Origin of the sequence: Pseudovibrio axinellae (assembly GCF_900110875.1) — a bacterium.
Lineage (GTDB): Bacteria > Pseudomonadota > Alphaproteobacteria > Rhizobiales > Stappiaceae > Pseudovibrio > Pseudovibrio axinellae.
The window spans coordinates 177,064-203,122 of record NZ_FOFM01000005.1; the positions used below are offsets into that span (position 1 = coordinate 177,064).

Sequence of the window (26,059 nt, forward strand, 5' to 3'; positions counted from 1 at the left end):
GCGATACGATGACTACGGAAGCCACCAAGCATGCGCGGGTTATTGAATTAGCCCGTGCAAAAGTTAATCTTGCACTCCACATCACTGGGCAACGCAGCGATGGGTACCACATGCTTGATAGCCTGGTGGTGTTTCCGCACATTGGAGACGAGATCTCTGTCAAGCCAGCCTCCCGCCTTTCTCTTAGCATAGCCGGCCAATTTGCCGAAAAGATACAAGGTGATCCTGCTGACAATTTGATTTACAAAGCAGCGCAATTGCTGACAGAGCACGTCGCCTCTGCATCTGGTGCACGCATTGAATTGGATAAGTCGTTACCTGTTGCAGCTGGCATAGGTGGTGGCTCAGCAGACGCTGCCGCGACCCTGCGTGCGCTTGCAAAAATCTGGGGCACATGCCCCTCCTCTGCCGACCTTTCCCGACTGTCCTTGAGCCTTGGCGCAGACGTGCCTATGTGCCTTGAAGAAAAACCAGCGCGCATTCGCGGCATTGGGGAGGTCATCGAGCCGCTACCAGCGTTCCCCTCAGGCGCAATTGTACTCGTAAACCCACTCATTGAAGTCGCAACGCCTGCAGTTTTCAATGCATTACTAGAAAAGAACCATCCACCACTACCAGAACTTCCAGATGGTTTTAAAAGCATGAAAGATCTGGCAAGTTGGCTTAAAACCTGTCGCAATGATTTGCAAAAACCTGCAATCGCACAGGCCTCACTGATCTCAACGGTTCTCGATATTCTTGCCAGTCAGCCTGAAACATTGCTTGCTCGCATGTCTGGGTCCGGTGCCACTTGTTTTGCACTATGCGAAAGCCTCTCTGAAGCACAGGCAATCGCGGCCCGACTACAAGAGCATCACGGAAACTGGTGGATCAAACCAGCACGCATTTAGGCCGCCGTAAAACTTACTTCCGGATATAAAGATCGCGTGTGACCCAGCTATGCAACCCGGCCTCATAACCAATGATCTCAAAGGAATGCGGGTTCAGCATCGTGCCTTGCAAAGTAAATGCGTCTTTGGCCTTGGAAACGATGGTAAAGTGCTGACCATCCCAATCGAAAACACCCAGAATATCAACAGTACGCTTGGTGCCCAGTTTCTCACCATCATGACCAGGTGACGCATCAGGCGCGTCGTAGCTAACTGTTCCTCTGAACACCGCTCCATGTTGCTCTATGATCTTGATGCGCAGCTCAACTGAATCTTCGCTCCAACCAGTATCATTCCAACGTAGGTTCTCAATTTTAATCGCATGCCATTCACCAATCAGACTGACAACCTGACCAGGGTGCTCGGTAGGCTTTGTGCTTTCAGCTCTGACGACAACAGATAAAAAGAGCAAAGGGAGTGTAAGCAAGAGGACCTTAGACAAGGTCTTAACCACTGTGTTCATAGCCATTCCAACCAGACCTTATAAGCTTGGGTTTTCTGATCCCTCGTGTTGCAAACTGCTCTGAAAGCAAGGAACCAAAACGTAACACCCAAGGCCGCTGTTCCTTTTTTTACCTTCGTGCATCACCCAACACGAACTCCAGGGCCACCTTACGAGAAATTGCTTTTAAGTCATGACTGGAACTCCTCTCCTAGTAAATTGGAAGAGACTGTTTTCTCCAGTAAGCGGTTCAATGTGTTCTAAAAAACAAACAGTGCGATCGGATCGCTAGGGTCGCACAGCACCCAGGGAAATTGGCATCAGCCGCCATTGCCCCCCCTAGTACGCAGGCCCAGTTCTTAGCAGCACGTCGCCTAAATGAGGTTTTGTGAGAAAGAGCATGGGCATCTAAAGCTGGGTTGGCCAAGACACAAAAAAACGCCGCTGCAATGAAGCGCGGCGCTTTTGTTTTTTTAACAATTTAAAGTCACATCAGCTCACGCGAGCGATACAAAAATCAACTGCTTCCCGCAGCGCCTGTTTCGCTGGCCCATCTGGCAAGCCCGAAAGTGTTTCAATGGCCGATGCACCATAATCACGCGCACGTTGAACTGTATCAGCCAACGCACCGTTTTCTTTTAGCAGTTTGATAGCGTGGTCCAGATCACCTTCGTTGATGTCACCATCTTCAAGGCAGCGCTTCCAAAATGCTTTGTCTTCATCACTGCCGCGCTCCATCGCGTAGATGATAGGCAATGTGATCTTCCCCTCATGGAAGTCATCACCAACATCCTTGCCAAGATCAGCTGCGGCACCACCATAATCCAGCGCATCATCAACCAGCTGGAAGGCATAGCCCAGTTCAAGACCAAACTTGCGGGCAGCGGCACGCACCTCATCGCCTTTATCAGCGATCTCAGGGCTCACTTCACATGCAGCAGCAAACAAAGCAGCTGTTTTTGCTTCGATCACCCGCAGGTACATATCATAGGTCGTAGATGTATCCTGCGCAGCACCAAGCTGAAGAACTTCTCCCTCAGCAATGATTGCAGACGCTTCAGAAAGGATGCGCAAAGCTTCTAAAGAGTGCACATCAACCATCATCTTGAAAGCCTGGCCGAGCAGATAGTCGCCAACAAGCACACTCGCCTGGTTGCCCCAAAGCTTACGAGCTGCCAGCTTACCACGGCGCATATCGCTCTCATCAACCACATCATCATGCAGCAATGTTGCGGTATGCATAAATTCAACAGACGCGGCGAGAATAACGTGTCCCTCGCCCTGATAGCCAAACATCTGGGCAAACGCCAGTGTCAGCATCGGGCGCAAGCGCTTCCCACCTGAATCAATCAGATGGCGCGCAATTTCCGGGATCAGCTCGACATTTGAACCAGCTTTGGAGAGGATCAGCGCGTTCACCTTCTCCATGTCACCAGATACGAGCTCGACCAGCCCCTGAATTCCAGCCGGTTTGGCTGTCTGTGATTGAAGACCAACTACGCCCACGGGATACCTCTATCTTGATTCCACGGGGACAATAGGTTGGTAGTCGAATACGAGCAAGCGTTACTGGGAAATTGATGCCCAGAAAGTCGTGTCCAATGCATATTTTACCAATCACAACACGTTTTTTTGCACAAAACCAACCATAACCTGCATAGTTTGGAGTGAAACAGGCCACTCTCATCAAGAAGGTAGCATCGTGGAAGAACTCATCAGAACAACCGACCCAGTCGTCATTTCACATATCGAGGCGCTTCTGGGCGACACCGACATCCTCTATTTCGTCGCAGACACCAACATGAGCATTTTGGATGGATCACTGGGTTTCCTGCCACGCCGTATTATGGTGGCATCGGACAGACTGAATGACGCGTGCGAGCTGATGAAAGAAGCTGGGCTGGAACACTACCTAAAAGAAACGTGAAAACTACCTCAAGACCAACAATAGGGATTGCATGAAGCCCGCCACACTGTATCACAGCACCATCGCCAATACGTTGACCCGGCAAAGCTATGACAGACCCTAAAACACCATCGAACCAGCTCAAAACCACCCAAGACAAGTTCCTTGGTGGCAAAGTCATAGTGGAACAACCTGCCAAAGGCCGCCATCGCGCCGGGCTGGATGCAGTGTATCTGGCGGCGAGCTTGCCAGAAGACACCACTGGCACGGTCTTCGACCTGGGCACCGGCGTTGGCACAGCTGCCTTTTGCGCAGCCCAGCGTCTGCAGCAGATCAAGGCCGTCGGGGTAGAAGTTGACCCAGTCACAGCAGAACTTGCCCGCAAAGCGTTGAGCCTGCCAGGCAATGTTGCCTTTGCTGATCGCGTGAAGATCATGGAAACAGACCTCACGGCAAAGGGCGCTCAGCGGCACGAAAGTGGCTTGGCATCGTCAATAGCTGACCATGTCATTATGAACCCGCCCTATTACGACAGCGCTCGCTTTCGCGTCACCCCCCACTCAGACCGCGCGCCCGCCCATGCTTTGGATGAGCGCGGCATTGAGCCATGGATCAGAACTGCAAAAGACTTGCTCAAGGATGGCGGAACGCTCTCTATCATCTTCAGAGCAGACGGCTTGCAAGACCTTCTGGACCCCATGCAGCGCCGTTTTGGGGCCATAGACATCGTGCCGATCCGTCCCACTGCTGAGGCACCTGCAACCCGTATTCTAGTGCGCGCGGTGGCTGCAAGCAAAGCACCCTTGCAAATTCTGCCGGGCTTCACCTTGCACGAGCAATCAGGCGGCGCCTTCACCCCACAAGCGACCGCAGTCATGCGGGAGGGCAAAGGCCTTGGCCTGACAAATCGCTAGACCAATCTGCCAAGTGGTTCATCACAATCCGCTTTCAATATACGCTTTTCTCCTTATTATGATCACAGGGCGCAAATCAAAGCGCTTAAAATCCAAGGATAAGGCGGGAGCGGAATATTTATGGGCAGCAAGGTTAGTCTACCAAACTCCATCGAAGAAACCCTCGCGCTCCTAAGTTCTGGCGGGTATCTGGCAGACCGTGCATTGGCAACTGTCCTTCATCTATCTTTGCGTATGAAACGTCCCTTGTTTTTAGAGGGCGAAGCCGGTGTTGGTAAAACTGAAATTGCCAAAGTTCTCGCTGCAACGTTAAACCGTCCATTGGTACGGCTGCAATGTTACGAAGGATTGGATATTTCCTCTGCCGTTTATGAGTGGAACTATGCCGCTCAAATGGTCGAAATTCGCTTGTCAGAAGCAGCAGGCAAGGTCGAGCGTGAAAACCTCACCACTTCACTTTACAGCCCACGCTTTCTCATCAAACGCCCCGTGCTCCAAGCGCTTGAAACCACAGAACGTGGTGCTCCAATTTTCCTGATCGATGAACTGGACCGTACGGATGAAGCGTTTGAGGCCTTTCTGCTGGAAGTCCTCTCAGACAGTCAGGTCACAATTCCCGAGCTTGGCACCATAAAATCTGACGAGCCGCCGATCACCATCATCACCACCAATCGCACGCGCGAAATTCACGACGCCTTAAAGCGCCGCTGTCTCTACCATTGGGTTGACTATCCCAATGCAGAACGTGAATTAAAAATCGTAGAGACCAAGCTGCCAGGGGCCGCCAAAGCTTTGTCCGAACAGGTCGTCGCCTTCGTGCAAAAACTGCGCGAGGATGATGCGCTGTTCAAAAAGCCCGGTGTCGCTGAAACACTGGATTGGGCAACAGCCCTCACGGAACTGCAAGAGGTCGCACTTGACCCTGAAATGGTCTCCGACACTTTAGGTGTCCTGCTTAAATACCAGGAGGATATTGACCGCATCAAAGGATCCAAAACAAAATCTATCCTCGATGAGATCCGTATGGAAGCAAACAGCCAGGCCACTATTGCGGGCAGCATGCACATGCCAACAGCCTAGCGAGCGAAACCATGCTTGACCCGACAGACACACCCAAAACGCCGCGCCCTCCTCATGGCAGAATGACCGAAAACATCGTTCATTTTGCCAGAACACTGCGCAAAGCTGGCTTGCCAGCAGGCCCGTCTGCAGTGGTTGATGCCGTCAATGCAGTCACAATCAACGGTATTGAGAACAAGCAGGACCTGTATTGGACACTCCACTCCGTCTTTGTCCATAAGCGTGATCAGCAGCCCGTCTTTGATGAGGCTTTCCGCCTCTACTGGCAAAGCAAGAACCTCATCGAAAAAATGCTGGCATTGCTTTCTCCAGTCGCACCTGCTGGCCAGCGTGAACCAGAAAAGCCTCGGGCAGCTCAATCGCGGGTTGCCAACGCTTTTGAAGCCAACAAACAACGAGAGGCCAGGGAGACCAAACCACTGATTGAAGTGGATGCCCGCTTCACCATCTCTGAAAAAGAAGTCCTGCAAAAGAAGGATTTTGCGCAAATGAGCGCACAAGAGATGAATGAAGCTCGCAGGGCCCTCGCCAACCTCACCATGCCAGCAGATCAAGTCTCCTCGCGTCGTTTCAAGCCAGCTCACACCCACACGGTGAAGAAGCAGGTGGATGCCAGAAGAACCATGCGAGCCACGCTCAAAGCAGGTGGCTCTATCATCGACCTGAAGCACAAAGCCCCGGCGAAAGTACACCCGCCTGTGGTTGCACTCTGCGACATTTCTGGAAGCATGGGCCAGTACTCGCGCATCATGCTGCACTTTTTGCATGCCCTGTCAGAAAAGCGCAAAACCCATACCTTCCTGTTTGGCACCCGGCTCACCAATATAACACGTGCTCTGCGTATGAAGGACCCGGACGAAGCGCTCGCAGCCTGTACAGACGAAGTCGAGGATTGGTCTGGCGGAACCCGCATTGCAAGCTCGCTGCAAACGTTCAACCGGGACTGGTTGAGGCGCGTATGCCACGGCGGTCCACTCGTCCTGCTTATCACTGATGGCTTGGAGCGCGAAGCTCACGATGAGCTATCAATTGAGATGGATCGCCTCCACCGCTCTTGCCGGCGGTTAATCTGGCTCAATCCCTTGCTGCGCTATGACAAGTTTGAGGCCAAGGCGCAGGGAATTCAGGCAATCTTGCCGCATACGGATGAGTTTCGGGCCATCCACTCGTTGGATGCGGTCAAAGATCTGTGTATTGCGCTCAATGACAGGCACATCCATAGTACATATGATGCGTCCAAAAGATTCCTCAAAACACCATCAGCGCGGTGAACGGCGATCAAACTGCCAGCGCATCTACCCGTGAAACCTTATGCTTGCAGTATGAGTTGGCAGAGCAAGCGCAGTTTTTTGTTAGAGCCCATGACACTTAAAGCCCTCCTGCACGCTGTAAGAGCCGTATCAAACATCTACGCCAAACGGTTCAACATCACCCGCGATGAGCTTTGGTACCTTGCCAAACTTCAAGAAGAGCTTGGAGAGCTGACAGCCGCCCATTTGAAGGCAAGCCGCCGTGGCCGCTCAGGCACATCAACCGCGCAAGAACTGCACACGCAAAAAGAAGATGAAGCCGCAGACCTTCTGGCTCATCTTCTGCTTTACGCTGACCAGAATGATCTGGACCTTGAAGAAGCAATTCGCCGCAAATGGATGCAATACCTCCCCGCTTAAAACATCGCGGCAGAATTCAGCATGTGAGGCGCTTTAAAATAACTGGCTAAGCAGTTCTTTCAAGCGCACCTAACTCAACGAGCGATCAAAATCGGCTTACCATTGCTAGCCAAAAGGCCTTCCCACCGGTTTTTCTCAGTCCTGCGCATTCTGCCTTTCAGGCGCGAAAGGTCGTCAAATAGAACCAGCTCCTGCCCCTTCAGTCCCCAGTTGGAAACAAAGAACAAATCACCATCCATGCAATTATTGGCCCGCGCCTGATAACCATTGCTCTTGGGCGCCTCGCCCAGATCAAGCTGACAAACACGATCATCAGAGTTTAAATAAACAGTCCAACTGCCAACCATGTTCTTGGAGTGAGCCAGACGCACCGGCTTGGCCTCATCTTTCCCAAAAACATCAAGAGCAACACCTTCAGGAACAAAAGCGGTGGTGGTCTCCCTCTCCCCAACCGCGTTCACCGAGACCTTTTGTATTTCGCCAAGCCCCGTATCTTCTTCTCCATTATACGCTACGGATTGAATACTCTGCTCTTGGCCGCTCTCGCTCTGATCAACACCGGCACGAACTATTGGTTGTTGCACCGCGCCCGCAACTTCCTGCGTGCCGCTGCCACCACTTTCACAACCAACAAGCCCCAACAGGCTTGCCGCAAAAATCAATCGGTTCATGTCATCCCCCCAAAGACACAATCTCCAAAACTTTGCTAAGCGCGAAAAATGTCAGGGCCGTTGATAAACCAGACGAAGTACAGGGCCCCCACCCTCATTGACTTCAGCCCAGCCTCCAGCCTCATCCTCATAAAAGAAAACAGAGTCCGCGTGATCAGCTCACAACATGCATAGACAAACTCGCACTCCTCCCAGCACCAGCTGCCTGCCCAGCCACGTTCCAAACCCATCATCAGATGAGTTTGAATCAAACTGTCAGTTTAGCCTAGTAAATTAATAGGGGGTTTGCACAGCAAAAACTCTCACTGGCGACCATGTAGATCAGCACAACAGCAAAAATGAGGTGAGACAAGCTACTGACTTAATAAGGTTTTTTTAGATATTAAGGAACTAATAGAAAACCAAACGGCGCGGTATTCACCCTTCTTGGATAGGGCGGCAAAAAGAGCCCGCTTTTTGCACATCAGCAACTGGCACCAGATTGAGTGTGTACTCAGTTGGCTTTGTATCATCATGTTCAAGTGCAACGAACTGGTACACACCATCCAGCCAGCACCCATCCTGCTTAAACTCAGGAAGCTCGTATATTTCAATGGCGCGCATGTCTTTAAGTGGACCATTGTCGTCAAAAAGCCAACTCACCACGATCGGAACTGGTTCCCCTGACTGGTATGTAGCCTCTTTGAGCTGATCACTTTTCGCCCGGCACGAAAGCTCATCCAACTCTGCCAGTTGAACACGCAGATGCCCCATAAACCCGTGATACGCAGGCGGCGGGTAGCTAACTGAATACGCAAACGGTTTGTCAGTTCCCTCACCAGCTTCTGACAGTGTGGCAGCCACCTCCCATCGCGGCACCGGTGTCTTACCGTCCCCTGCAATACAGGTCGGCAAATCAATCTGCTCAGCACTGTGAGCCCCCGTAAGACCGGCGGCCAAAAAAACGAGTAAATATGAGTGCACTCTCATCAAGCTCTATTTCTCCCGTGGCGCCGTGAACTCTGAAAGTTGAAGCGCCCAAAATGCAGTTACACGATTAAAGCATTCCAATTCCAAAATAGGAGCCATCCTTTGTTCTCCTTTCATTGTAAACGGAATGTTGCAAGCGTTGTTGCGAAAGGCCTTCCAATTAACGTTAGCTTCCTGCATTTCAGTCATGGTTGGCTTATCCTGCCTGAGCCGCAAGTCCTTCTCAGCAGCTGCTATCATCTTTTCCCAAAGCGCAGTTTCACGCGCATAACACTTGCTAATCCCCGTGCTGGTTCGGTCCTTGACTGTCATGGTACAACTTTCAAAAGCCCTGCCAATGCACTGCACCTTCCTGTTAAACACAAGCCCTTCTTTTTGGAGGCAACTTTGAAGCGCCCTAATTTCGTCAGGCCGCGGTGTATCTGGCCCCTGCGCAAACGCCGCAACCGAGAAACACAAAGAGAGAAGAAGCACTAAACACCTGATCATGAGCAGCTACCTTAAAATCCAAGGCGCACAGCATACGCAGATATTCTTAACCTGATGCGCTCCCGACTCCTCCATTCCTAACCAAGCCGTCACACCCTTAACAAGGCCCTCCTCACCTTGTTAAAACTCGACAAAAAAAAGGGTCCCGGAGCAATGCCCCGAAACCCTCATGAACCTGTAAAGGTCATTCTAATGAATTAACGGTACGCGTAAGAACCGTCTTTCCACTCATACCAAACGTAACCTGGAAGGGTAACGTCACCTTTTTCATCGAACGACAGTTCACCAAGAACTGTATCGAACTTTTCAGAGTTCAGCTTCTCAACAACTGTATCGTAGTCAGTTGAACCGGCAGCAGCTGCAGCTTTCGCCCATGTCTGGATCGCAGCGTAGGTGTACAGTGCGTAACCTTCTGTGGTTTTACCAGCAGCTTCAAGAGCAGCAACAACAGCAGCAGCTTCTTCGTTGCTACGTGGATCCGGTGGGAATGTCATCAAAGTGCCAGCACCTGCTGGACCTGTGATTGACCAGTACTCATCAGTCACAAGCGCATCACCAGAAACCAAGATGGTATCCATACCCTGATCAACCATCTGACGCTTCATCAGACCAGCTTCAGTGTGGTAACCACCCACGTAAAGAACGTCGACTTTTTCAGACTTCAGCTTGGAAACCAGCGCTGTGTAGTCTTTCTCACCAGCAGTGTAAGCCTCATAAAGAGCCTCTTCTTTGCCAGCAGCGTTCATCACAGCTTTGGTCGCGTCCGCAAGACCCTTACCGTAAGCTGTTTTATCGTGGATCACAGCGATGTTTTTGTCGCCAAACTCAGTTGCAAGTGTTGTACCTGCAACGCGGCCCTGCTGATCATCACGGCCACATACACGGAAGGTACCTGGACCTGCGCGCTCATCAGTGTATTTCGGGTTGGTCGACGCAGGAGTGATCTGGATGATACCCTCTTCAGCGTAAACCTGAGATGCTGGGATAGAAGAGCCCGAGCAGAAGTGACCAGCCATAAAGGCTACGTTTTTACCAACCATCTGGTTGGCAACAGCAACAGCCTGCTTTGGATCACAAGCATCATCACCAACCTCAAGAACAAGCATCTCGCCGTTCACACCACCAGCAGCGTTGATATCAGCAACAGCCTGCTCAGCACCTGCTTTCATCTGTGCACCAAACGATGCGTACTGACCTGTCATCGGGCCCGCAGTTCCAACAATAATGTCAGCCATAGCAGCGCCAGAAATTGCCATTGCAGCAACACCGGCAACGCTTGCCAAAAGATACTTTTTCATAAAAAACTCCCCTAAGTCAGGTGCATTTCTCAATAAAACACCAGCGGATTACGCGGTGTAATCCGCTGAAGCAGGCAAACCCCTCGCCTACTCAATGCCTCCAGTAACAAGGACCTCTCCGAACTCGTCATCTGAATGCTTCACCAGACACTAGTGTGACTAGAACTGATCAAATTCGCAAGAATTATCTAAGTATTTTTGATAATTAGTAATTATCTTGCTTTCCCGGTTTCAGTTTCCAGCTAAAGACGCTCACTTTATCGTAGAGCCAGCTGTACTGCGTCACCATCTGTTTGGTCCGTGTGCTGCGGTAGCTTGCCAGCCCAATTGCCAAGAGAACGGCATAATCCACCACCAGATACTGGATGGACAGCAAAGGCTCCTCAAACAACGCAAACGACAGAAACCGCACGGCCAGCGCCAGCAGAAACGTGAACCAGAGCAGAATCGGCAAAGGCCGCCAGGTCATCGCAACAGAGCGACCTGTTGCAGCAGATGCGATTCCGCCAAGAATCACGACCAACACAATAAAGACAGACAAAGAGCTGTCGTAAAGAATACCCATCTCATCGCCTCCTTAGTGCGCGCCGCCTTCAAGATAAGCAGCTTTCACCTCTTCACGAGAAAGCAGCTCCTTACCTGTGCCGGTCATGGTGATTGTACCGTTGACCATCACGTACCCACGATGAGCCAGTTTCAACGCATGATAGGCATTCTGCTCAACAAGGAACACAGTCAGACCATCGCTGCGGTTCAGCTCACGAATTGCATCAAAGATCTGCGCCACGATAATGGGAGCAAGACCAAGGGATGGTTCATCAAGCAGCAACAAACGCGGACGGCTCATCAAAGCACGAGCGATTGCCAGCATCTGCTGCTCACCACCCGACAAAGTCCCACCTCGCTGTTGCTGTCGCTCTTTCAGGCGTGGAAACAGCTCAAAGGCACGGCGAAGATCTTCTTCAAAGTGCTCGTTTCCAGCCACCATACCGCCCATCATCAAGTTCTCAAGAACCGTCATGCGTGGGAAGATGCGCCGTCCTTCGGGCGATTGTGCAATTCCTGTTCGCATAATCTCGTAGGTTGGCTTGTAGGTGATGTCCTCACCGCAATAGGACACAGATCCATTACGAGCCTGAGGCGTGCCACAAACAGTCATCATAAGAGTAGACTTGCCAGCACCGTTGGCGCCAATCAGCGTCACGATCTCACCTTCATAAACATCAAGATCAACACCATGCAGTGCCTGAATCTTTCCGTAAAAGGTTTTTATGCCGCGAACACTCAGGAGTGGCTGTCCGGTAGTCATATACCCACCTCCTCTTCTACCTGCCCAACTTCATCATCCTCAACGCCCAGATACGCTGCAATCACATGCGGATCGTTCTTGACGAAGTCAGGAGTGCCATCAGAAATCTTCACGCCGTAATCCAGCACCACAACGTGGTCAGAGATTTCCATAACAACAGACATGTCGTGCTCAATCAGAACAACTGACGTGTCATGCTCTTTGCGAATGTACTGAAGCAGTGTGTTCAGCTCCAAACTCTCTTTCGGGTTCAAGCCAGCAGCTGGCTCATCCAGGCAAAGAAGTTCAGGACCGGTACACATAGCACGGGCAATTTCCAAACGGCGTTGGTCACCATAAGAAAGGTCCGCAGCTGGTTTATCGGCACGGTCAATCAGATCGATCCGTTCCAACCAGTACTTGGCCGTCTCAATAGCTTCGACGTTGGACTTTTTATAACCGCCCAGCCCAAGCAAACCACCAATTGTCCAATTGGAAGCAACCATGAGCGGGTTATGCTGTGCCACCATCAGGTTTTCCAAAATAGTCATTCCGCCAAACAGACGAATATTCTGGAAAGTCCGTGCCACCTTTGCATCAGCGGTAATCTTGAAATCCGCCATGCGCTCCAGCAGGTGCTTTTCACCACCGGAGCGAGCCATGATAAGGCGGCCTTCAGTCGGCTTATAAAAGCCGGTAATGCAGTTAAACACGGTGGTTTTACCTGCACCATTGGGCCCGATCAGCGCAGTGATATCACCGCGCCCGATATTAAAGCTCAGGTCGTTGATCGCCGTCAGTCCGCCAAAGCGCATTGTCAGGTGTTCAACCTTCAAAACGGGGTTGTTGTCCCAGCTACTCATCCGTGACCCTCCTGAACAAGATCGGCAGAGATGCCCTTGGCGTTTTTAGAAAGTGCCACACTTGGCGTTCTGCTCGAAATAAGTCCACGCGGTTTCCAAACCATGATCACGACCATGATCATACCAAAGACAAGCATGCGGTACTCTTCAAACTCACGGAAGAATTCAAAACCGCCAATCATCACAATAGCTGCAATCACCACGCCGATCTGTGAGCCAAGACCACCCAAAACCACAATCGCAAGAATGATCGCAGATTCAAGGAAGGTGAAACTCTCAGGAGAAATGAAACCCTGACGCGTTGCAAAGAAAGACCCTGCAAAACCAGCGAACATCGCACCAAGAGCAAAGGCTGTCAGTTTGGTTGTCGTTGTATTGATACCAAGAGCACGGCAGGCAATTTCATCTTCACGCAAAGCTTCCCATGCACGACCAATCGGCATCCGGCGCAAGCGCATGGTCACAAAGTTGGTGAACAAGGCCATCGCGAAGATGAGGTAGTACAGGAAGATAATGCGGTGAATACTGCTGTAATCCAAGCCAAAGAAGCTCGCAAAACCGCCTTCACCACGGGTGAATTCCAACCCGAAGAAGCTTGGACGCGGAATGCCGGAAAGACCATCAGGCCCACCTGTAAACTGATACCAGTTCAGCAACACAACACGAATGATCTCACCAAACGCTAGTGTCACAATGGCAAGATAGTCTCCTCGCAACCTGAGCACCGGGAAGCCGAGAATGATACCCCAAAAGGCTGCCAAAATGCCGGCAAGCGGCAAACAGATCCAGAAGGAAAAGCCGAAATAGTGGGCGAGCAAAGCATAAGAGTAAGCTCCAACCGCATAAAACGCCACATATCCCAGATCCAGCAGGCCAGCCAAGCCAACCACAATGTTAAGGCCCCAGCCCAACATCACATAGGTCAGCACCAAGATAGCAAGGTCAATATATTGACGAGACCCACGTGCACCCAGCCAAAACATCAACGCAAAGGGAAGAACAACAGCTAAACCAAGCAGAGCGTATTTAAGTACGCTGGAAGTTCCAGTGCTCAACCCACCCTTTGGCAAGAACCCTGAAAGGTTTAATGAAGGTGGGTCTTCCCGTTTCCAGAAGAACACGTTCATGGCAAAACGGCCAGCAAACACAATCACTACAGCGGCTGCAACCGCCAACCAGCGGTGTTCCAGAAACAGCTCCGCACCGCGGCCAGACGCCACGTCAACGCGTAGTCCAATCATCACACAGGCAAGCGCAAACGTAATAATTGCACCGCCCAAACTGTCTTTTACACTTGCAACAAGCAAGCTGTCTTTTTGTCTTGCCTGCATCAGACCTTCTCCACCTCAGGTTGGCCGAGAAGTCCTTCCGGCATAAAGATCAAAACAATCGCCAGGATCGAGAACGCTGCAACGTCTTTGTATTCAACGGAGAAGTACCCAGACCAAAACGTTTCAATCAGGCCAATCAGCAAGCCGCCTAGCATCGCGCCCGGCAAAGACCCGATTCCGCCCAAAACAGCAGCGGTAAATGCCTTCACACCAGCAAGAAAGCCAATGTAAAAATCAATCACGCCGTAATAGAGCAAGAACATAAGACCCGCGACAGACGCCAGTGAGGCACCCATCACAAAGGTGAGTGAAATTGTGCGATCAACATTCACACCCAACAGTGACGCCATCTTACGGTCCTGCTCACAAGCACGCTGAGAACGGCCCAGATTGGTGTTGTTGATGATATAGGTAAAGCCACCCATCAAAATGACCGTCGTTACGACAATCAGGATCTGGATGTAAGACAGGTTTACGATAAAGCCAGAACCATCTGCACCACCATCGGTCAGCTGAAAGCTGCCGGAAAAGAGAGGTTGCAATGGCTTATTCTTGGCACCTTGAGAAACCTGTACGAAGTTTTGAAGAGCAATTGATGCACCAATTGCAGTAATAAGCGGCGCCAACCGGAAAGATCCGCGCAACGGGCGGTACGCCACCCGCTCTACCGTCCACCCCCAAACGGCAGTTAAAGCCATGGCCACCACAAGGACGAGGGCCAGAGCCAAGATCAAGAGCAAAACAGGCGTAGCTGCTGTAATACCAAGTGCAACAATCAGCACAAGTGCAATGAAAGAACCAACCATGAAGATATCGCCATGGGCGAAATTAATCATGCCGATAATGCCATAAACCATCGTATAGCCGATGGCGATAAGCCCATAAATAGACCCCAGCGTTACACCATTGATAAGTTGTTGGAGAAAGTAATCCATGTTTTATTTTGTTCCCCGCATGAGACAAGCTTTTAGTTGCTGTCTGGTCTGAATGCCTCCGAATTCAGCCCCCTATATTTAATTGCAAACCGACCTATAAGTAAATTACCCATACTATCAAGACCATATTTTGGAATTTTTATAACATTTTCACATCGAAGGCGCATTTTTATTTCATATAGCCCATAGAGCCCGGCTTATTCCCACTTCCAAAAACCCCGAAAACTCTCCTCTGAGATCGTTGCCCGACACCCCAAACATGAATCTTTTTCATCCGTTAGCGCATGCCATCTATTGATATATCAGAGGCACTATAGACTGATTATCCCTTGCTGAAAACTCGAAGGTAATATCTAGTTTTTTTAGATGTTTGGGGCCGCGCATTATCACCGGAGCCTCCTGCCAGACTATTTTTCTCGGCACTAGCAGGCAAAGCAGACCAGCAAAAAAATCAGGAAAAACACGTAGCGCGTTAATTAGTTTTGCGCAGTGCAACTAGCTTTTCTGGATGAATGGCTATAACTAAGCTAAATCCAAAAACTGCCGTATTCTGCGTGCTGAAAAGTACTAATGAATAACGGGCAGTATCAAACACAGATCATATCTGTGGGAATATCTTTAAACGAACTGGATAGCGACAGCTTTAACAATGACGACTCCTGAAAATACAAAGACAAGTCTAGCTTCTCATGAGTTCAGAGAAGCAATGAGTCGTTTAGGCGCATCGGTTCACCTGCTGACCAGCACAGGAGCAGCAGGGCGCGTTGGAGCAACTGTTTCTTCGGTATGCTCTGTCTCAGACAATCCGCCAACCCTGCTCGTCTGCCTGAACAGAACCGCTAAAGTAAATCAGATCGTAAAGACGAATGGCGTCTTTTCCATCAACACTTTGATTCACGACCACACAGAGCTGTCAAATGTTTTTGCCGGACAAGGCGAGTTGCCAATGGACGAGCGTTTTGCCAAAGGCAACTGGATCTCGCTTGCAACTGGAAGCCCGATCCTCAACAGTGCTCGTGTTAGCTTTGATTGTCAGATAAAAGAAGTATCAGAAGTCGGCACTCACTCAGTTATTTTTGGTGAAGTGGTTGCTGCACGTCTTGGTGAAGTCGCACCCGCTTTGATTTACCTCGACCGAAATTATCATTCTGTCTAAGGCATATCCGGTATACACGACACTCGGTTTTCGTGAAGGATAGGCCAAGAAATAATTAGGGCATCTCAAAGGTCTGTTTGACCGGAGCTGCTCATGTTCTTTTGCACTATGACTTTAAGGAAACGCCATGGCAGCAGGTTCACGCAATTTAATCACTGACGTCCCGGGCCTGAAAGTCGGGAACGCGCATTGCGAGACAACCAAATCAGGTGTCACCGTTCTCATCCCCGATGAACAGGCCGTTGCCTCGGTTGCAATTCTTGGCGGCGCCCCCGGCACCAGAGATATTGCACTTCTGGAACCGGAACAGACCGTCAATGCAATTGATGCACTGGTCTTGTCCGGTGGCTCCGCCTTCGGTCTGGATGCAGGCAGCGGTGCGCAGGTTCGTCTGGCTGAACTTGGCAAAGGGTTCAAAGTTGGCAATGCGGTCATCCCAATAACTCCAACAGCTATTCTATTCGATCTCCTCAATGGGGGGGATAAGTCTTGGGGTAGAAAGCCTATCTATCGCGAAATGGGCATCCAAGCAGTCGACAACGCATCCGAAGATTTTGAGCTGGGCACAAATGGTGCCGGATTCGGTGCAACAACCGCCGACCTGAAAGGTGGATTAGGCTCTGCCTCTTTGGCTCTGCCACGCGGCGGAACCGTTGGAGCCCTCATTGCTGTCAACGCATTAGGCCGCACAACAATCGGTGACACCCCGCATTTCTGGGCGGCTCAAAGCGAGTATGACAAAGAGTTTGGCGGATTGGGCTGGCCCGCTCAGATGGAGACAATGGACCGCACAGTCCAGACCAAATTCAGCCTTGGCGCGATCGACGCATCCTCAAGCACAAACACAACCATCGGCATTGTTGCCACCGACCTGATCCTGACCAAGTCAGAAGCAAAACGTGTCGCAACCGCTGCACATGATGGCTACGCGCGCGCAATCTGGCCTGCCCACACTCCGATGGACGGTGATCTGCTCTTTGTGGTGTCGACTGGAAAACGAAAAATGCAGGATCCGGCGTTCGAACTGTTAGAGCTAGGCGCTTACGCAGCTCAAACCGTTTCCCGCTCAATCGCACGCGGCGTATATAGCGCAAAAACGTACCCCGGTGACACGGTACCAACGTACAAAACGCGCCATGAGCTTCACACCTCGTGAAGCCGCCACTCGACCAAATGCTGTAAAATAAGAACCACACACCAACGCAAAAAAAACAGAAAAAACGCAGGATCGCGCAAAACAACGCAAAATCTTGCAAACTTTGAATTTATCTGTAGTTTCATGTTCTTGATTGCCTGCAAGGCAAAAAAAGCGCCGCCTCTGGTGTTGGGGGCAGAGGCGACGCGGGGGAGCAAAGGACGGAGATAGCGGTAAATATACACCGCCCCTTGCTTTTCTCGTTGGCCTTCCCGGTTTCAAAGAACCGGGAAGGCCATTTTTTTAAACGGCTTCCAGTTTGTCCTTGTTGTTACTAGCAGCCTTTTCTTCCAGTTCTTCCAGCGACTTAAACGGCATAGCGCTATCCGGCTTCTCACCAGATTTGATGCGGTAGAAGATAATGAACAGCAATGGAACTGCGATCAATGTCAACACAGTCGCAAAAGCCAGACCGCCCATAATAGTCACGGACATACTTGCAAACATCGGATCAACGATCAGCGGAGCCATACCAAGGATCGTGGTAATAGCAGCCATCGACACCGGACGAAGACGAGAAACACTTGCGTTTACAACAGCTTCGAAACGGTCACCACCTTCTTCCAGCTGAAGATCGATCTCTTCCAGCAAGACGATCGCATTCTTGATAAGCATACCTGACAAGGACAGCACACCAAGGATCGCCATGAAGTCGAGCGGCATACCGGTCCCGATCAGACCAATCACAACACCGTTGATAGACATCGGCACGATCAGCCAAATGATGAGTGGTTCCCGCACCTTAGAGAACAACAGGATGGAGATAATAATCATGACGAGGAAGGTTACAGGTACCTTCTTACCCAGCGACGCATTCGCATCCTGAGAGTTTTCATATTCACCACCCCATTCCATGAAGTACCCATCGGGAAGCGAAACCCCTTCAATAGCTCCACGAATTCGAGCATGAGCAACCGACGCTAACTCATCTGGCGCACTAGACCCAAGCACACTAATCGTCTTCACACGATCACGACGACGGATCAAAGTATCTTCAGTCACGGTAGCGATACCAGAAGTGACCTGATCAATCGGCACATACTTGCGCTGCTGCGAACTCCAAACCAGTGTATTTATAAGGGCTTCGGACGCACTCTCACCTTCAGAACGCTTGCGTTTCACGTAGATCGGAATGTCTTCATCCAGATCCCGATAACTGCCAGCACGGATACCATCAGAGGTAAACTGAACCGCAGTAGAAAGATCCTGACGAGTGATACCAGCGATACGAGCACGCTGCTCATCGAACTTCGGCTGCATCACCAGCTCACGCTCACGCCAATCCGTACGAACATCACTCAAGCGGTACTGAGGGTCTTTGAAGATCTGGCTCATCTCCTCGGAGATTTCCCGCAGAACATCAGCATTAGGACCCGAGATACGCGCCTGAACATCAGCACCAGATGGAGGACCAAACACCAAACGTTCAGTATACACCTGTCCCTGTGGCAACTCGGACACACCAAAGGCACGGATCTTCAGTGCAAGATCATCAATGACATCGGTGTTTTCAGTACGAACAATCACCTGGCCATAGTTGGAGCTACCGTCTTGAGCTGCATAAGTCAGCATAAAGCGGGTAGCACCCTGCCCGATGAACGTATTGGTCGCAACGACACCTGGCAAAGACAGGATCTCGTTCTCAAGCTTCTCCATGTCACGCGCAGTTGCGTGAATATCGGTACCATGTGGTAGCCAGTAGTTCACGTAGAACAACGGTGTCGAAGAGTTCGGGAAAAACGAGTTTCCGACAAACTGGAAAGACCAGAAGCAAACAACCGTTACACCGATCAAAATCGCCAGAGACAACCAGCGCAGTTTCAGTGTCAGCACCAAAATCTTGCGGAACAACGTGTAAAGCATGCCACGGTAAGGATCATGCGCTTCTCCTGAGATGGTCGCCATCTTGAAGAAGTACTTACCAAACAACGGTGTAACGAGGATAGCGAACAGCCAGGACATCAGCAGGGAAATACCAACAACAGCAAACAGCGAGAACATGAACTCACCTGTACTGTCACTGGAAAGGCCAATACCAGAGAACGCCATAATACCGATAACGGTTGCGCCCAGAAGCGGCCATTTGGTTTGCTCAACAACAGTCGATGCAGCTTTGATTGGCCGCATACCACGTTGCATATTGATCATCATGCCTTCGGCAACAACGATCGCGTTGTCCACCAACATACCCATAGCGATAACCAGAGCACCAAGCGAAATACGTTCAAGCTCGATACCACCCAGCTTCATCAATAGGATCGTTGAAAGAACGGTCAACAACAGAACCGAACCAACCACAACAGCTGCGCGCCAACCCATAAAGATGCCAAGCACGATAATCACGATGGACACAGAGATCACAAGGTTCCACACGAATGAACCAACCGCCTGATCAACCACTTTGTGCTGTTCATAGACGGGCATGATTTCCATACCGATCGGCAGTTTAGCGCTCAGTGTGCTCAGATGAGCCTCAACATCCTGACCAACGGCCACCACGTTCGTATCTTCAATCGCAGCAACGCCCAGTGTAACCGCACGCTGGCCGTTATGGCGCACCAGAACCTTAGGGTTCTCAGGCTCCTGAACAGAGAGCGTCGCGACGTCAGACAATCGAACCATCGCCGTGGAACCCGGATTACCAATCATGAGATCCTGAATACTGCGGTAACTGTCAAAGGCTGAAACAGTCGATATGCGAATGCGCAGGTCACCTGAAACCGTTGTACCGTTTGCCTGAATAGCGTTTTCAGCATTCAGAACACTTTGTACGTCCGCAATGGTGATACCAAGCTGTGCCAATCGGTCCTGATCCATCGCGATGATAATCTCATCCTCAGGCAACCCAAGAATAGAAACCTTCGCAACATTGTCGACAGTCAACAGTTCACGGCGCAGTTCTTTAACGGTCTTACGAATATCCCGATTGGAGTATCCATCAGCAGACAGGGCATAGTACATGCCAAACACATCACCGAAGCTGTCATAAACAATCGGAGTGCGGACACCATTTGGCAGGTTTGGCACTTCGTCGTTCACTTTACGACGCAGCTCATCCCACACCTGAGGCAGCTCAGTGCCATCATAGATGTCTTTCATTTCCACCTGAATACGGGAAAGACCCGGTTCTGATGTACTACGAACTTGTTTTAGCTGAGGCATCTGCTGAATGGCACTTTCGAGCCGTTCAGTGACTTCTTCCTCAACCTCTGCAGCGCTTGCACCCGGATAGGAGGTGATCACCTGCGCTTCTTTAATTGTAAATGCTGGATCTTCGAGCCGTCCGATACCGCCCAGAGCCCAAATGCCCCCGAGAAGAGCAATCAGAACAACCATCCAGACATTGACCGGCTTCTCAATAGAGTAGCGTGCAATATCCATTTCAAAAACTCCTAGACGCCACTCTTACAACTTTGGAACGATCTGCTGGTTTTCACTCAGGTGGCTTACACCCGCAGTAACAACCATTTCACCGTCCTTCAGGCCGGAAAGCACCGGAATAAAGCTTCCAAGTACTGTTCCCAACTGAACCTTGCGGCGGCCTACACGTTTTTCAGAATCATCGACAACCCAAACGTAGGGACTTTTATCCGGGGCGGAGCCAATAGCTGAAGTTGGTACGAAAAACGCCACGTTTTGAGCGCTACCAAGGCTGTTGAGTTTGACTTTAACGCTTGCTGTCATACCTGGAATGAGGTTGAAGCCTGCATCGTTGTCCATAGCCAAAGTGACTCGGTAGGTCTGAGCGACCTTGTCTGCTTCGGTACTATGCTCACGATATTCCAGAGGGAACACCTTACCCGGATGAGACGGAAACTCAGCTGTCATATTCAGGACAGAAGACTCAGTCGCCTGGGAGAAGAGCGTTTCAGGAACATTAATATTAATACGAACTTCGCTCACATCCTGCAGACGTGCTATGCTCGTCCCTGCACTGATAATTGCAAAGTTATCGAGCGTACGTGAGGTTACAATTGCATCGTACGGCGCAACAATCTTCGTATAACCGAGGTTTTGCGTGGCTTTATCGAGAGTAACCTGAGCAAGGTCAAATGCAGTTTTTGCATTGTCATACTGACCTTCAGAAATAACCTGCTTATTTTTGAGGGTCTCAAAACGCTTCAGGTCTTTCTTCTTTTGCTCAAAGTTAACTTGCGCCTCGCGTACAGTGTTTTGGTAGTCGGTTGGATCAAGCGCTGCGATAAGATCACCTTTCGCAATGCGCTGACCTTCAACAATTGGAAGTTCCACCAGCTGCCCGGACACACGGAAAGCAAGATCAACGGTCTGAACCGCATCAACACGTCCCGTGAAGTTACGTGTGAAGAGATCGTCAACTTGGGAGACAACCATGACACGAGCTGGACGAGGAGCTGCCTCTGTAGGTGCCTCCGCCACATCCTGCTCCTGACAACTAGCAAGAAGCAGAGCGAGTGCCCCAACAAAAACAGGAACGCTTAAACGCCCTATTCGACTTTTTCCGCTTATTTTCTGCATTTTACCTTAGTTTCCAGCTTCAGCTTTCAATCCATCGTGCAGAGAATTCTGGGAGGTAATTTCCAACACGCGATCTATAAGTTCATCGATTTCACCAGTACTATGAACCTTGACTTGCATGGCCTGGCGATAATAAAGCCCGTCTACAATGAGCTCACACATATGACCCAAAATTGGATCATTTACTTCAGTGCTGATTGCCTGCCCAATTTCTGCACTCATTTCCTGAAATTCTGCGACTAATTCCGGTTCCCGAGCAGCAAGGGCAAACAATGTAATGGGAGCGGCCTTCTCTCTGTAGTCTCTGTAAATTTGAAAGCTAGCCCTCAAAGTAGGACAGGCGGCCCCCTGCTCTCGCAACGTGTCACTCAGTGCATAGGTTGTTGTTCGGAAGTCCGAAACAGCCCGCCGAATAACCCCCAACAGCAGTTCTTGTTTACTCCTGAAGTTGTATAGAACACCGCCTTTGGACATGCCAGCTTCTGCAGCCACTGCATCGATAGTGAGCTTGCGCTGTGAGTCAATACAAATAAGCCGCTCGACCGCATCCAGAATATGATCTGCTGTTGTATCCACGCTGGTATTCCTCTCCTTCTTCGGAGCCTGTACCAACCGTTCAGTTTCTGTACCGTCTGGTCGGTTTCTGTACCGTCTGGTCGGTTTTAGAGGAAGTCAAAAAAAAAGACAAGTTTCAATTTTGCGAAAATTGAAGCAGACGTCGGTAGAAGAGCGCATATCAAGTATTATTTGACACAACTGTGACCTGAAACACAAAATGCCGACCCTATTAAGAGGCCGGCACCTTGCAGTATTACGTCGAGAACTGTGTGTTATTCAGCTGCTTCTTTAAACTTGACCGTTGTCGGGTCTTCTTCCAGTCTTCCTAGAAGATTCTCCCGCCTTTCTTGTGCAAGTTTCATGCTCTCATCCTTGATTGGACCATAGCCCCGAATAGAATCAGGCAAACTAACGAGCTCTCGCAACAAACCGTAATTGGCTGTTCCAAGCTTCCCGCAGGTCATAGACAGATCATCGCGGTATTGCTTAATCAATGCACGCTCTTCTTTACGTTCCCTCGCATAACCAAACAAATCAAGCGCAGTTCCACGGAGGCTTTTTAATGAAACAAGCAAGGCAAAAGCCTTAAATATCCAAGGTCCAAACGCCCGTTTCTTCGGCCGCCCTGTCTTCGCGTCCACTTTGCCTGGCAAGAATGGAGGAGCCAGCATCAATTGCAATTCACTAGGATCTGCAAATTGCGCTTCAAGCTTTTTACGGAACTCAGGATCGCAATAAAGACGCGCAACCTCGTACTCGTCTTTGTAGGCCATCACCTTGTAAAGCATCTCTGCAGCGGTTCGGGTCACATCAAGAGAACCTGGTCCAAATTCCTCATCACGAGCCCGAACCTCAGAGATCATGTTGAGATACTGGTTGGCATATGACTTGTTCTGATACGCGGTAAGTTCTTTAGCGAAAAATGCGATTTGCTCGTCCAATGTCATGACCTTGATGGCGTCCTGACGAGGAAGAGCTGAGAAGATAGCATCAGGATTGGCATAGAGAACGCGACCTGCGTGGAAGGCACGGATATTCTTCTCAACAGCAGCACCATTCAGGGCAATCGCATTTTCGATCGCTTGCGCAGAAATAGGTAGCGTTCCCGCCTGATAAGCTAAGCCAACCAACATCATATTGGTATATATGGCGTCTCCAAGCAGTTTTTCTGCAATATTTGCAAGGTCATGGGCGCGAAGGTCATGTGTACCTTGCTCCAGAGTGCGGGCCATTTTTTGTTCGTCAAAGGACTGCTGTTGCTTCATCACGAATTCAGAAGTCGGGGTCACATTGGTGTTTACAAACCCATGTGTCCGGTTCTTGTGGTAAAGTGACAACTGCTCAGCTTTGCTTGCAACCAGCATATCGCTGGCAATCAGAACATCCAGTTGAGCTGGGGGAACGCGCGGTCCTTCAATCGTATCGTTTGCAGCTGCAAAGCGCACATGCGATGTCACAGGGCCGCCTTTTTGAGCGAGACCTGTCATATCCAGCGTAGACGCCTTAATGCCATCAATATGAGCCGCCATCGCGATAATAGCGGAGATCGTTGTAACCCCCATACCGCCAATACCTGCCACCAGTAAATTATGCGTGTTCGTCAAAGCAGGCCGCGTCACATCGGGAAGCTGCTTCACAAACTCATCGAGAGCAAAATCAGCTGGCTTGGCCTGACGCAATTTGGAACCCTTCACGTAAACAAAGGAAGGGCAGAAACCCTTTACACAAGAAAAGTCTTTGTTACACGAAGATTGGTTGATCCTGCGTTTTTCGCCAAACTTTGTTGCTTCAGGCTCAACAGACAGACAGTTAGATTGCACAGAGCAATCACCACAGCCCTCACAGACGCGGTCATTAATGAACAAGCGCAGATCTGGATCTGGATATAGCCCCTTCTTACGACGACGGCGTTTTTCAGCTGCACATGTTTGGTCAAACACAATAGCTGAGGTGCCTTTAAACTCTTTAAGCTCGTTTTGCACTTTCATCAGGTCATCCCGATGATGCACGGGCTCGGACAATGCCAAATCCTGGCGTCCCTCGTAATCCTCTGGGTGTTCACTCAAAAGAACAATCTTCTCAACACCTTCAGCATGAAGCTGATTGAGCAGTTGAGGTACAGTCAGCGAGCCATCAATCTCCTGCCCCCCCGTCATCGCAACAGCGTCGTTATAAAGGATCTTGAAGGTAATCGACACACGGGCTGCAACCGCTTGGCGGATAGACAAAATACCGGAGTGGAAATAAGTTCCATCCCCCATATTGGCAAACACGTGCTTGTCACGGGCAAAGTTCGCCTGCCCCACCCACAAAGTTCCTTCACCGCCCATGGCGATCTGACCATCGGTGCTACGACCGTTAATCTCGGTCATGGCATGGCAGCCGATCCCCGGCATCGAACGGGACCCTTCAGGCACGACCGTCGAAGTGTTGTGCGGACAACCAGAACAGAAGTATGGAGAACGTGCAGCAAGCTCGCCGTGTCCTTGCGCCCACATCTGCTGACGCATCATGGAGTCGGCAACGGAGCGCATCTCATCATTGATGTATTCCTGTGGCAGGAAACTCAGGATCACACGGATCATTTCATCAATGGAGAGCTCAAGCACATCAGAGAGCAAAGGCTCACCCTTGGCATCTTTTTTACCAAAAATCTGCGGCTGCTGGTCACTCGGCCAGTTATAGGCAATCTCTTTTATCTGCGGTTCAATGAAAGCACGTTTATGCTCAACAATCAGGAGTTTTTCGACACCACGCGCAAAACTTGAAAACGCTGTTGGCTCAAGCGGATAAGGCATCCCAACCTTATAGACCGCCAGCCCTATCTCCTTGGCGCGATGATCTGTAATTCCCATCAGGCGAAGAGCCTGACACAAGTCGCGGAAGGCTTTACCAGTTGCGACCATACCAATGCGAGGTTTCTGAGCACCATAGGCTACATGGTCCAGACGATTGGCCTTCGCATATGCTAAGACAGCAGGCATACGGATATCGCGCAAAAGCCGTTCTGTTTCCAAGCGATTGCCAAGCAATAGAACGCGGTTTAGCTCTGCATTTTTACGCGGATCAAAAGCAGCAGGGCGCGAGAATGTCAGACGCCCTGGATCTACAGAAACAACACCAGAGGCATCCATCGTATCTGCAAGGCAGATCAATGCGCTCCACAAACCGGAGTAGCGTGACAGCTCAAAACCGTGCAGTCCGAAATCCAGAACCTCCTGTATATCAGCTGGATTGAGTACAGGAATTTCAGCGTGCTGGAAGAAAAACTCGCTCTGCGCCGGCAAAATGGAAGATTTTGCCATATGGTCATCACCCGCAAGCGCTACGACGCCTCCGTTCGGGTCGGTTCCTGAAGCGCTGGCTTGGTGCAGTACATCGCCTGCTCTATCGACACCTGGCGCCTTCCCGTACCAGATTCCATAGACTCCATCAAAGCTGGAGCCTTTGCCATGTTGGCGTACCTTTTGCGATCCCCACACCGCAGTGGCACCCAGTTCCTCGTTCACTCCCGGTTGAAACTGAATATCCAGCGGATCGAGATATTGACGCGACCTTTGAAGTTCCGTGTCATAGCCTGCAATGGGAGAACCGCGGTATCCTGAGATAAAGCCGCCAGTGTTCAATCCCTTAGCCCGGTCTATCCGACCACGATCCAACGCCAAACGCACCAGTGCCTGTATACCTGTCAGGTAAACATTGCCTGCTTCAGCTGTATATTTATCATGCAAGCTGATCGGTGGCACACTTACATTCATTCCATGAGCTCCTCTCCCATTTGGCTGTGGACGGTCCCCCCCGCCAAAACCAATTCTTTCGTCCTAGCCCATAGTGATCCTTTTATTGCGTGCTTTCTGTGCTATCCTAC

The 26,059-nt window shown here is 50.5% G+C and carries 23 protein-coding genes; 8 read left to right on the forward strand and 15 right to left on the reverse strand.

Features of this window, described 5'->3' with window-relative positions:
- Positions 1-8: 8 nt before the first annotated feature.
- Positions 9-890, forward strand: a complete 882-nt coding sequence (locus BMZ51_RS12905) for a 4-(cytidine 5'-diphospho)-2-C-methyl-D-erythritol kinase (RefSeq protein WP_068001859.1) — start codon at positions 9-11, stop codon at positions 888-890.
- 13 nt (positions 891-903) lie between these two features.
- Here the strand turns inward: BMZ51_RS12905 and BMZ51_RS12910 are convergent, their stop codons facing one another.
- A complete protein-coding gene (locus tag BMZ51_RS12910; RefSeq protein WP_139201389.1) occupies positions 904-1,392 on the reverse strand; it encodes a hypothetical protein in 489 nt (162 codons plus the stop codon).
- Positions 1,393-1,863: 471 nt separating this feature from the next.
- Entirely contained in the window at positions 1,864-2,877 is a 1,014-nt protein-coding gene (locus tag BMZ51_RS12915; RefSeq protein ID WP_068001865.1) for a polyprenyl synthetase family protein, read from the reverse strand.
- Positions 2,878-3,073: 196 nt separating this feature from the next.
- Here BMZ51_RS12915 and BMZ51_RS12920 point away from each other — a divergent pair, with 196 nt between their 5' ends.
- The 5 genes from BMZ51_RS12920 to BMZ51_RS12940 all read left to right on the forward strand — a co-directional run bounded on the left by BMZ51_RS12920 (position 3,074) and on the right by BMZ51_RS12940 (position 6,941).
- The gene (locus BMZ51_RS12920) at positions 3,074-3,298 is read left to right on the forward strand and encodes a putative signal transducing protein (RefSeq protein ID WP_068002786.1); all 225 of its coding nucleotides are present in this window, start codon (positions 3,074-3,076) and stop codon (positions 3,296-3,298) included.
- Positions 3,299-3,387: 89 nt separating this feature from the next.
- Positions 3,388-4,191, forward strand: a complete 804-nt coding sequence (locus tag BMZ51_RS12925; protein WP_068001867.1) for a tRNA1(Val) (adenine(37)-N6)-methyltransferase — start codon at positions 3,388-3,390, stop codon at positions 4,189-4,191.
- A 120-nt stretch (positions 4,192-4,311) separates the two neighbouring features.
- A complete protein-coding gene (locus BMZ51_RS12930) occupies positions 4,312-5,271 on the forward strand; it encodes an AAA family ATPase (RefSeq protein WP_068001870.1) in 960 nt (319 codons plus the stop codon).
- A gap of 11 nt (positions 5,272-5,282) precedes the next feature.
- On the forward strand, positions 5,283-6,542 hold the full coding sequence (locus tag BMZ51_RS12935; protein ID WP_068001872.1) for a vWA domain-containing protein: 1,260 nt from the start codon (positions 5,283-5,285) through the stop codon (positions 6,540-6,542).
- A 90-nt stretch (positions 6,543-6,632) separates the two neighbouring features.
- Entirely contained in the window at positions 6,633-6,941 is a 309-nt protein-coding gene (locus BMZ51_RS12940) for a nucleoside triphosphate pyrophosphohydrolase family protein (RefSeq protein ID WP_068002789.1), read from the forward strand.
- Between the two features lie 74 nt (positions 6,942-7,015).
- Here BMZ51_RS12940 and BMZ51_RS12945 read toward each other — a convergent pair whose 3' ends face one another.
- The 9 genes from BMZ51_RS12945 to BMZ51_RS12990 form a co-directional block, all read right to left on the reverse strand.
- On the reverse strand, positions 7,016-7,612 hold the full coding sequence (locus BMZ51_RS12945) for an AprI/Inh family metalloprotease inhibitor (protein ID WP_068001874.1): 597 nt from the start codon (positions 7,610-7,612) through the stop codon (positions 7,016-7,018).
- A 417-nt stretch (positions 7,613-8,029) separates the two neighbouring features.
- Positions 8,030-8,581 carry a hypothetical protein gene (locus BMZ51_RS12955; protein ID WP_068001880.1) on the reverse strand — a complete coding sequence of 184 codons (552 nt, stop codon included), beginning with the start codon at positions 8,579-8,581 and terminating at the stop codon, positions 8,030-8,032.
- Positions 8,582-8,587: 6 nt separating this feature from the next.
- Positions 8,588-8,893 carry a lysozyme inhibitor LprI family protein gene (locus tag BMZ51_RS24305; protein ID WP_208979453.1) on the reverse strand — a complete coding sequence of 102 codons (306 nt, stop codon included), beginning with the start codon at positions 8,891-8,893 and terminating at the stop codon, positions 8,588-8,590.
- A gap of 374 nt (positions 8,894-9,267) precedes the next feature.
- A complete protein-coding gene (locus tag BMZ51_RS12965) occupies positions 9,268-10,368 on the reverse strand; it encodes a branched-chain amino acid ABC transporter substrate-binding protein (RefSeq protein WP_068001888.1) in 1,101 nt (366 codons plus the stop codon).
- A 205-nt stretch (positions 10,369-10,573) separates the two neighbouring features.
- The gene (locus BMZ51_RS12970; RefSeq protein ID WP_068001891.1) at positions 10,574-10,933 is read right to left on the reverse strand and encodes a DUF6867 family protein; all 360 of its coding nucleotides are present in this window, start codon (positions 10,931-10,933) and stop codon (positions 10,574-10,576) included.
- Between the two features lie 12 nt (positions 10,934-10,945).
- Positions 10,946-11,677 (reverse strand): ABC transporter ATP-binding protein, encoded by a 732-nt coding sequence (locus BMZ51_RS12975; protein ID WP_068001902.1) that lies wholly within the window; start codon positions 11,675-11,677, stop codon positions 10,946-10,948.
- Positions 11,674-12,519 carry an ABC transporter ATP-binding protein gene (locus tag BMZ51_RS12980; RefSeq protein ID WP_068001905.1) on the reverse strand — a complete coding sequence of 282 codons (846 nt, stop codon included), beginning with the start codon at positions 12,517-12,519 and terminating at the stop codon, positions 11,674-11,676. Before BMZ51_RS12980 ends, BMZ51_RS12975 begins: the two co-directional genes overlap by 4 nt.
- Positions 12,516-13,850, reverse strand: a complete 1,335-nt coding sequence (livM, locus tag BMZ51_RS12985; protein WP_068001908.1) for a high-affinity branched-chain amino acid ABC transporter permease LivM — start codon at positions 13,848-13,850, stop codon at positions 12,516-12,518. The genes BMZ51_RS12980 and livM overlap by 4 nt, the downstream gene beginning before the upstream one ends.
- Entirely contained in the window at positions 13,850-14,785 is a 936-nt protein-coding gene (locus BMZ51_RS12990) for an ABC transporter permease subunit (protein WP_068001910.1), read from the reverse strand. Before BMZ51_RS12990 ends, livM begins: the two co-directional genes overlap by 1 nt.
- Positions 14,786-15,491: 706 nt before the next feature.
- Between BMZ51_RS12990 and BMZ51_RS12995 the strand changes: the two genes are divergently transcribed.
- Together BMZ51_RS12995 and BMZ51_RS13000 are read left to right on the forward strand one after the other, a co-directional pair.
- Entirely contained in the window at positions 15,492-15,941 is a 450-nt protein-coding gene (locus BMZ51_RS12995; RefSeq protein ID WP_082825544.1) for a flavin reductase, read from the forward strand.
- A 127-nt stretch (positions 15,942-16,068) separates the two neighbouring features.
- Positions 16,069-17,097, forward strand: coding sequence for a P1 family peptidase (locus BMZ51_RS13000; RefSeq protein ID WP_068001914.1), 1,029 nt, complete (start codon positions 16,069-16,071; stop codon positions 17,095-17,097).
- Positions 17,098-17,379: 282 nt separating this feature from the next.
- On the opposite strand, the gene BMZ51_RS13010 is transcribed toward BMZ51_RS13000, so the two are convergent.
- The 4 genes from BMZ51_RS13010 to BMZ51_RS13025 all read right to left on the reverse strand — a co-directional run bounded on the left by BMZ51_RS13010 (position 17,380) and on the right by BMZ51_RS13025 (position 25,949).
- The gene (locus BMZ51_RS13010; RefSeq protein WP_068001917.1) at positions 17,380-20,517 is read right to left on the reverse strand and encodes an efflux RND transporter permease subunit; all 3,138 of its coding nucleotides are present in this window, start codon (positions 20,515-20,517) and stop codon (positions 17,380-17,382) included.
- A gap of 24 nt (positions 20,518-20,541) precedes the next feature.
- Entirely contained in the window at positions 20,542-21,633 is a 1,092-nt protein-coding gene (locus tag BMZ51_RS13015) for an efflux RND transporter periplasmic adaptor subunit (protein WP_068001918.1), read from the reverse strand.
- Between the two features lie 6 nt (positions 21,634-21,639).
- Positions 21,640-22,209, reverse strand: a complete 570-nt coding sequence (locus BMZ51_RS13020) for a TetR/AcrR family transcriptional regulator (RefSeq protein ID WP_068001919.1) — start codon at positions 22,207-22,209, stop codon at positions 21,640-21,642.
- A 254-nt stretch (positions 22,210-22,463) separates the two neighbouring features.
- Positions 22,464-25,949: an indolepyruvate ferredoxin oxidoreductase family protein gene (locus BMZ51_RS13025; RefSeq protein ID WP_068001922.1), complete on the reverse strand. Its 3,486-nt coding sequence runs from the start codon at positions 25,947-25,949 to the stop codon at positions 22,464-22,466.
- Between the last annotated feature and the right edge of the window lie 110 nt (positions 25,950-26,059).

Excerpts from the sequence above, each read along its gene's own strand:
- BMZ51_RS13010 (WP_068001917.1), bottom strand. The coding sequence starts at position 20,517 with ATGGATATTGCACGCTACTCTATTGAGAAGCCGGTCAATGTCTGGATG.
- BMZ51_RS12910 (WP_139201389.1), bottom strand. The coding sequence starts at position 1,392 with ATGAACACAGTGGTTAAGACCTTGTCTAAGGTCCTCTTGCTTACACTC.
- BMZ51_RS13015 (WP_068001918.1), bottom strand. The coding sequence starts at position 21,633 with ATGCAGAAAATAAGCGGAAAAAGTCGAATAGGGCGTTTAAGCGTTCCT.
- BMZ51_RS12935 (WP_068001872.1), top strand. The coding sequence starts at position 5,283 with ATGCTTGACCCGACAGACACACCCAAAACGCCGCGCCCTCCTCATGGC.
- BMZ51_RS12945 (WP_068001874.1), bottom strand. The coding sequence starts at position 7,612 with ATGAACCGATTGATTTTTGCGGCAAGCCTGTTGGGGCTTGTTGGTTGT.
- BMZ51_RS12930 (WP_068001870.1), top strand. The coding sequence starts at position 4,312 with ATGGGCAGCAAGGTTAGTCTACCAAACTCCATCGAAGAAACCCTCGCG.
- BMZ51_RS12990 (WP_068001910.1), bottom strand. The coding sequence starts at position 14,785 with ATGGATTACTTTCTCCAACAACTTATCAATGGTGTAACGCTGGGGTCT.
- BMZ51_RS12980 (WP_068001905.1), bottom strand. The coding sequence starts at position 12,519 with ATGAGTAGCTGGGACAACAACCCCGTTTTGAAGGTTGAACACCTGACA.
- BMZ51_RS12925 (WP_068001867.1), top strand. The coding sequence starts at position 3,388 with ATGACAGACCCTAAAACACCATCGAACCAGCTCAAAACCACCCAAGAC.
- BMZ51_RS12905 (WP_068001859.1), top strand. The coding sequence starts at position 9 with ATGACTACGGAAGCCACCAAGCATGCGCGGGTTATTGAATTAGCCCGT.
- BMZ51_RS13000 (WP_068001914.1), top strand. The coding sequence starts at position 16,069 with ATGGCAGCAGGTTCACGCAATTTAATCACTGACGTCCCGGGCCTGAAA.
- BMZ51_RS13025 (WP_068001922.1), bottom strand. The coding sequence starts at position 25,949 with ATGAATGTAAGTGTGCCACCGATCAGCTTGCATGATAAATATACAGCT.
- BMZ51_RS12970 (WP_068001891.1), bottom strand. The coding sequence starts at position 10,933 with ATGGGTATTCTTTACGACAGCTCTTTGTCTGTCTTTATTGTGTTGGTC.
- BMZ51_RS12965 (WP_068001888.1), bottom strand. The coding sequence starts at position 10,368 with ATGAAAAAGTATCTTTTGGCAAGCGTTGCCGGTGTTGCTGCAATGGCA.
- BMZ51_RS12995 (WP_082825544.1), top strand. The coding sequence starts at position 15,492 with ATGAGTCGTTTAGGCGCATCGGTTCACCTGCTGACCAGCACAGGAGCA.
- BMZ51_RS12955 (WP_068001880.1), bottom strand. The coding sequence starts at position 8,581 with ATGAGAGTGCACTCATATTTACTCGTTTTTTTGGCCGCCGGTCTTACG.
- BMZ51_RS12975 (WP_068001902.1), bottom strand. The coding sequence starts at position 11,677 with ATGACTACCGGACAGCCACTCCTGAGTGTTCGCGGCATAAAAACCTTT.
- BMZ51_RS24305 (WP_208979453.1), bottom strand. The coding sequence starts at position 8,893 with ATGACAGTCAAGGACCGAACCAGCACGGGGATTAGCAAGTGTTATGCG.
- BMZ51_RS12940 (WP_068002789.1), top strand. The coding sequence starts at position 6,633 with ATGACACTTAAAGCCCTCCTGCACGCTGTAAGAGCCGTATCAAACATC.
- livM (WP_068001908.1), bottom strand. The coding sequence starts at position 13,850 with ATGCAGGCAAGACAAAAAGACAGCTTGCTTGTTGCAAGTGTAAAAGAC.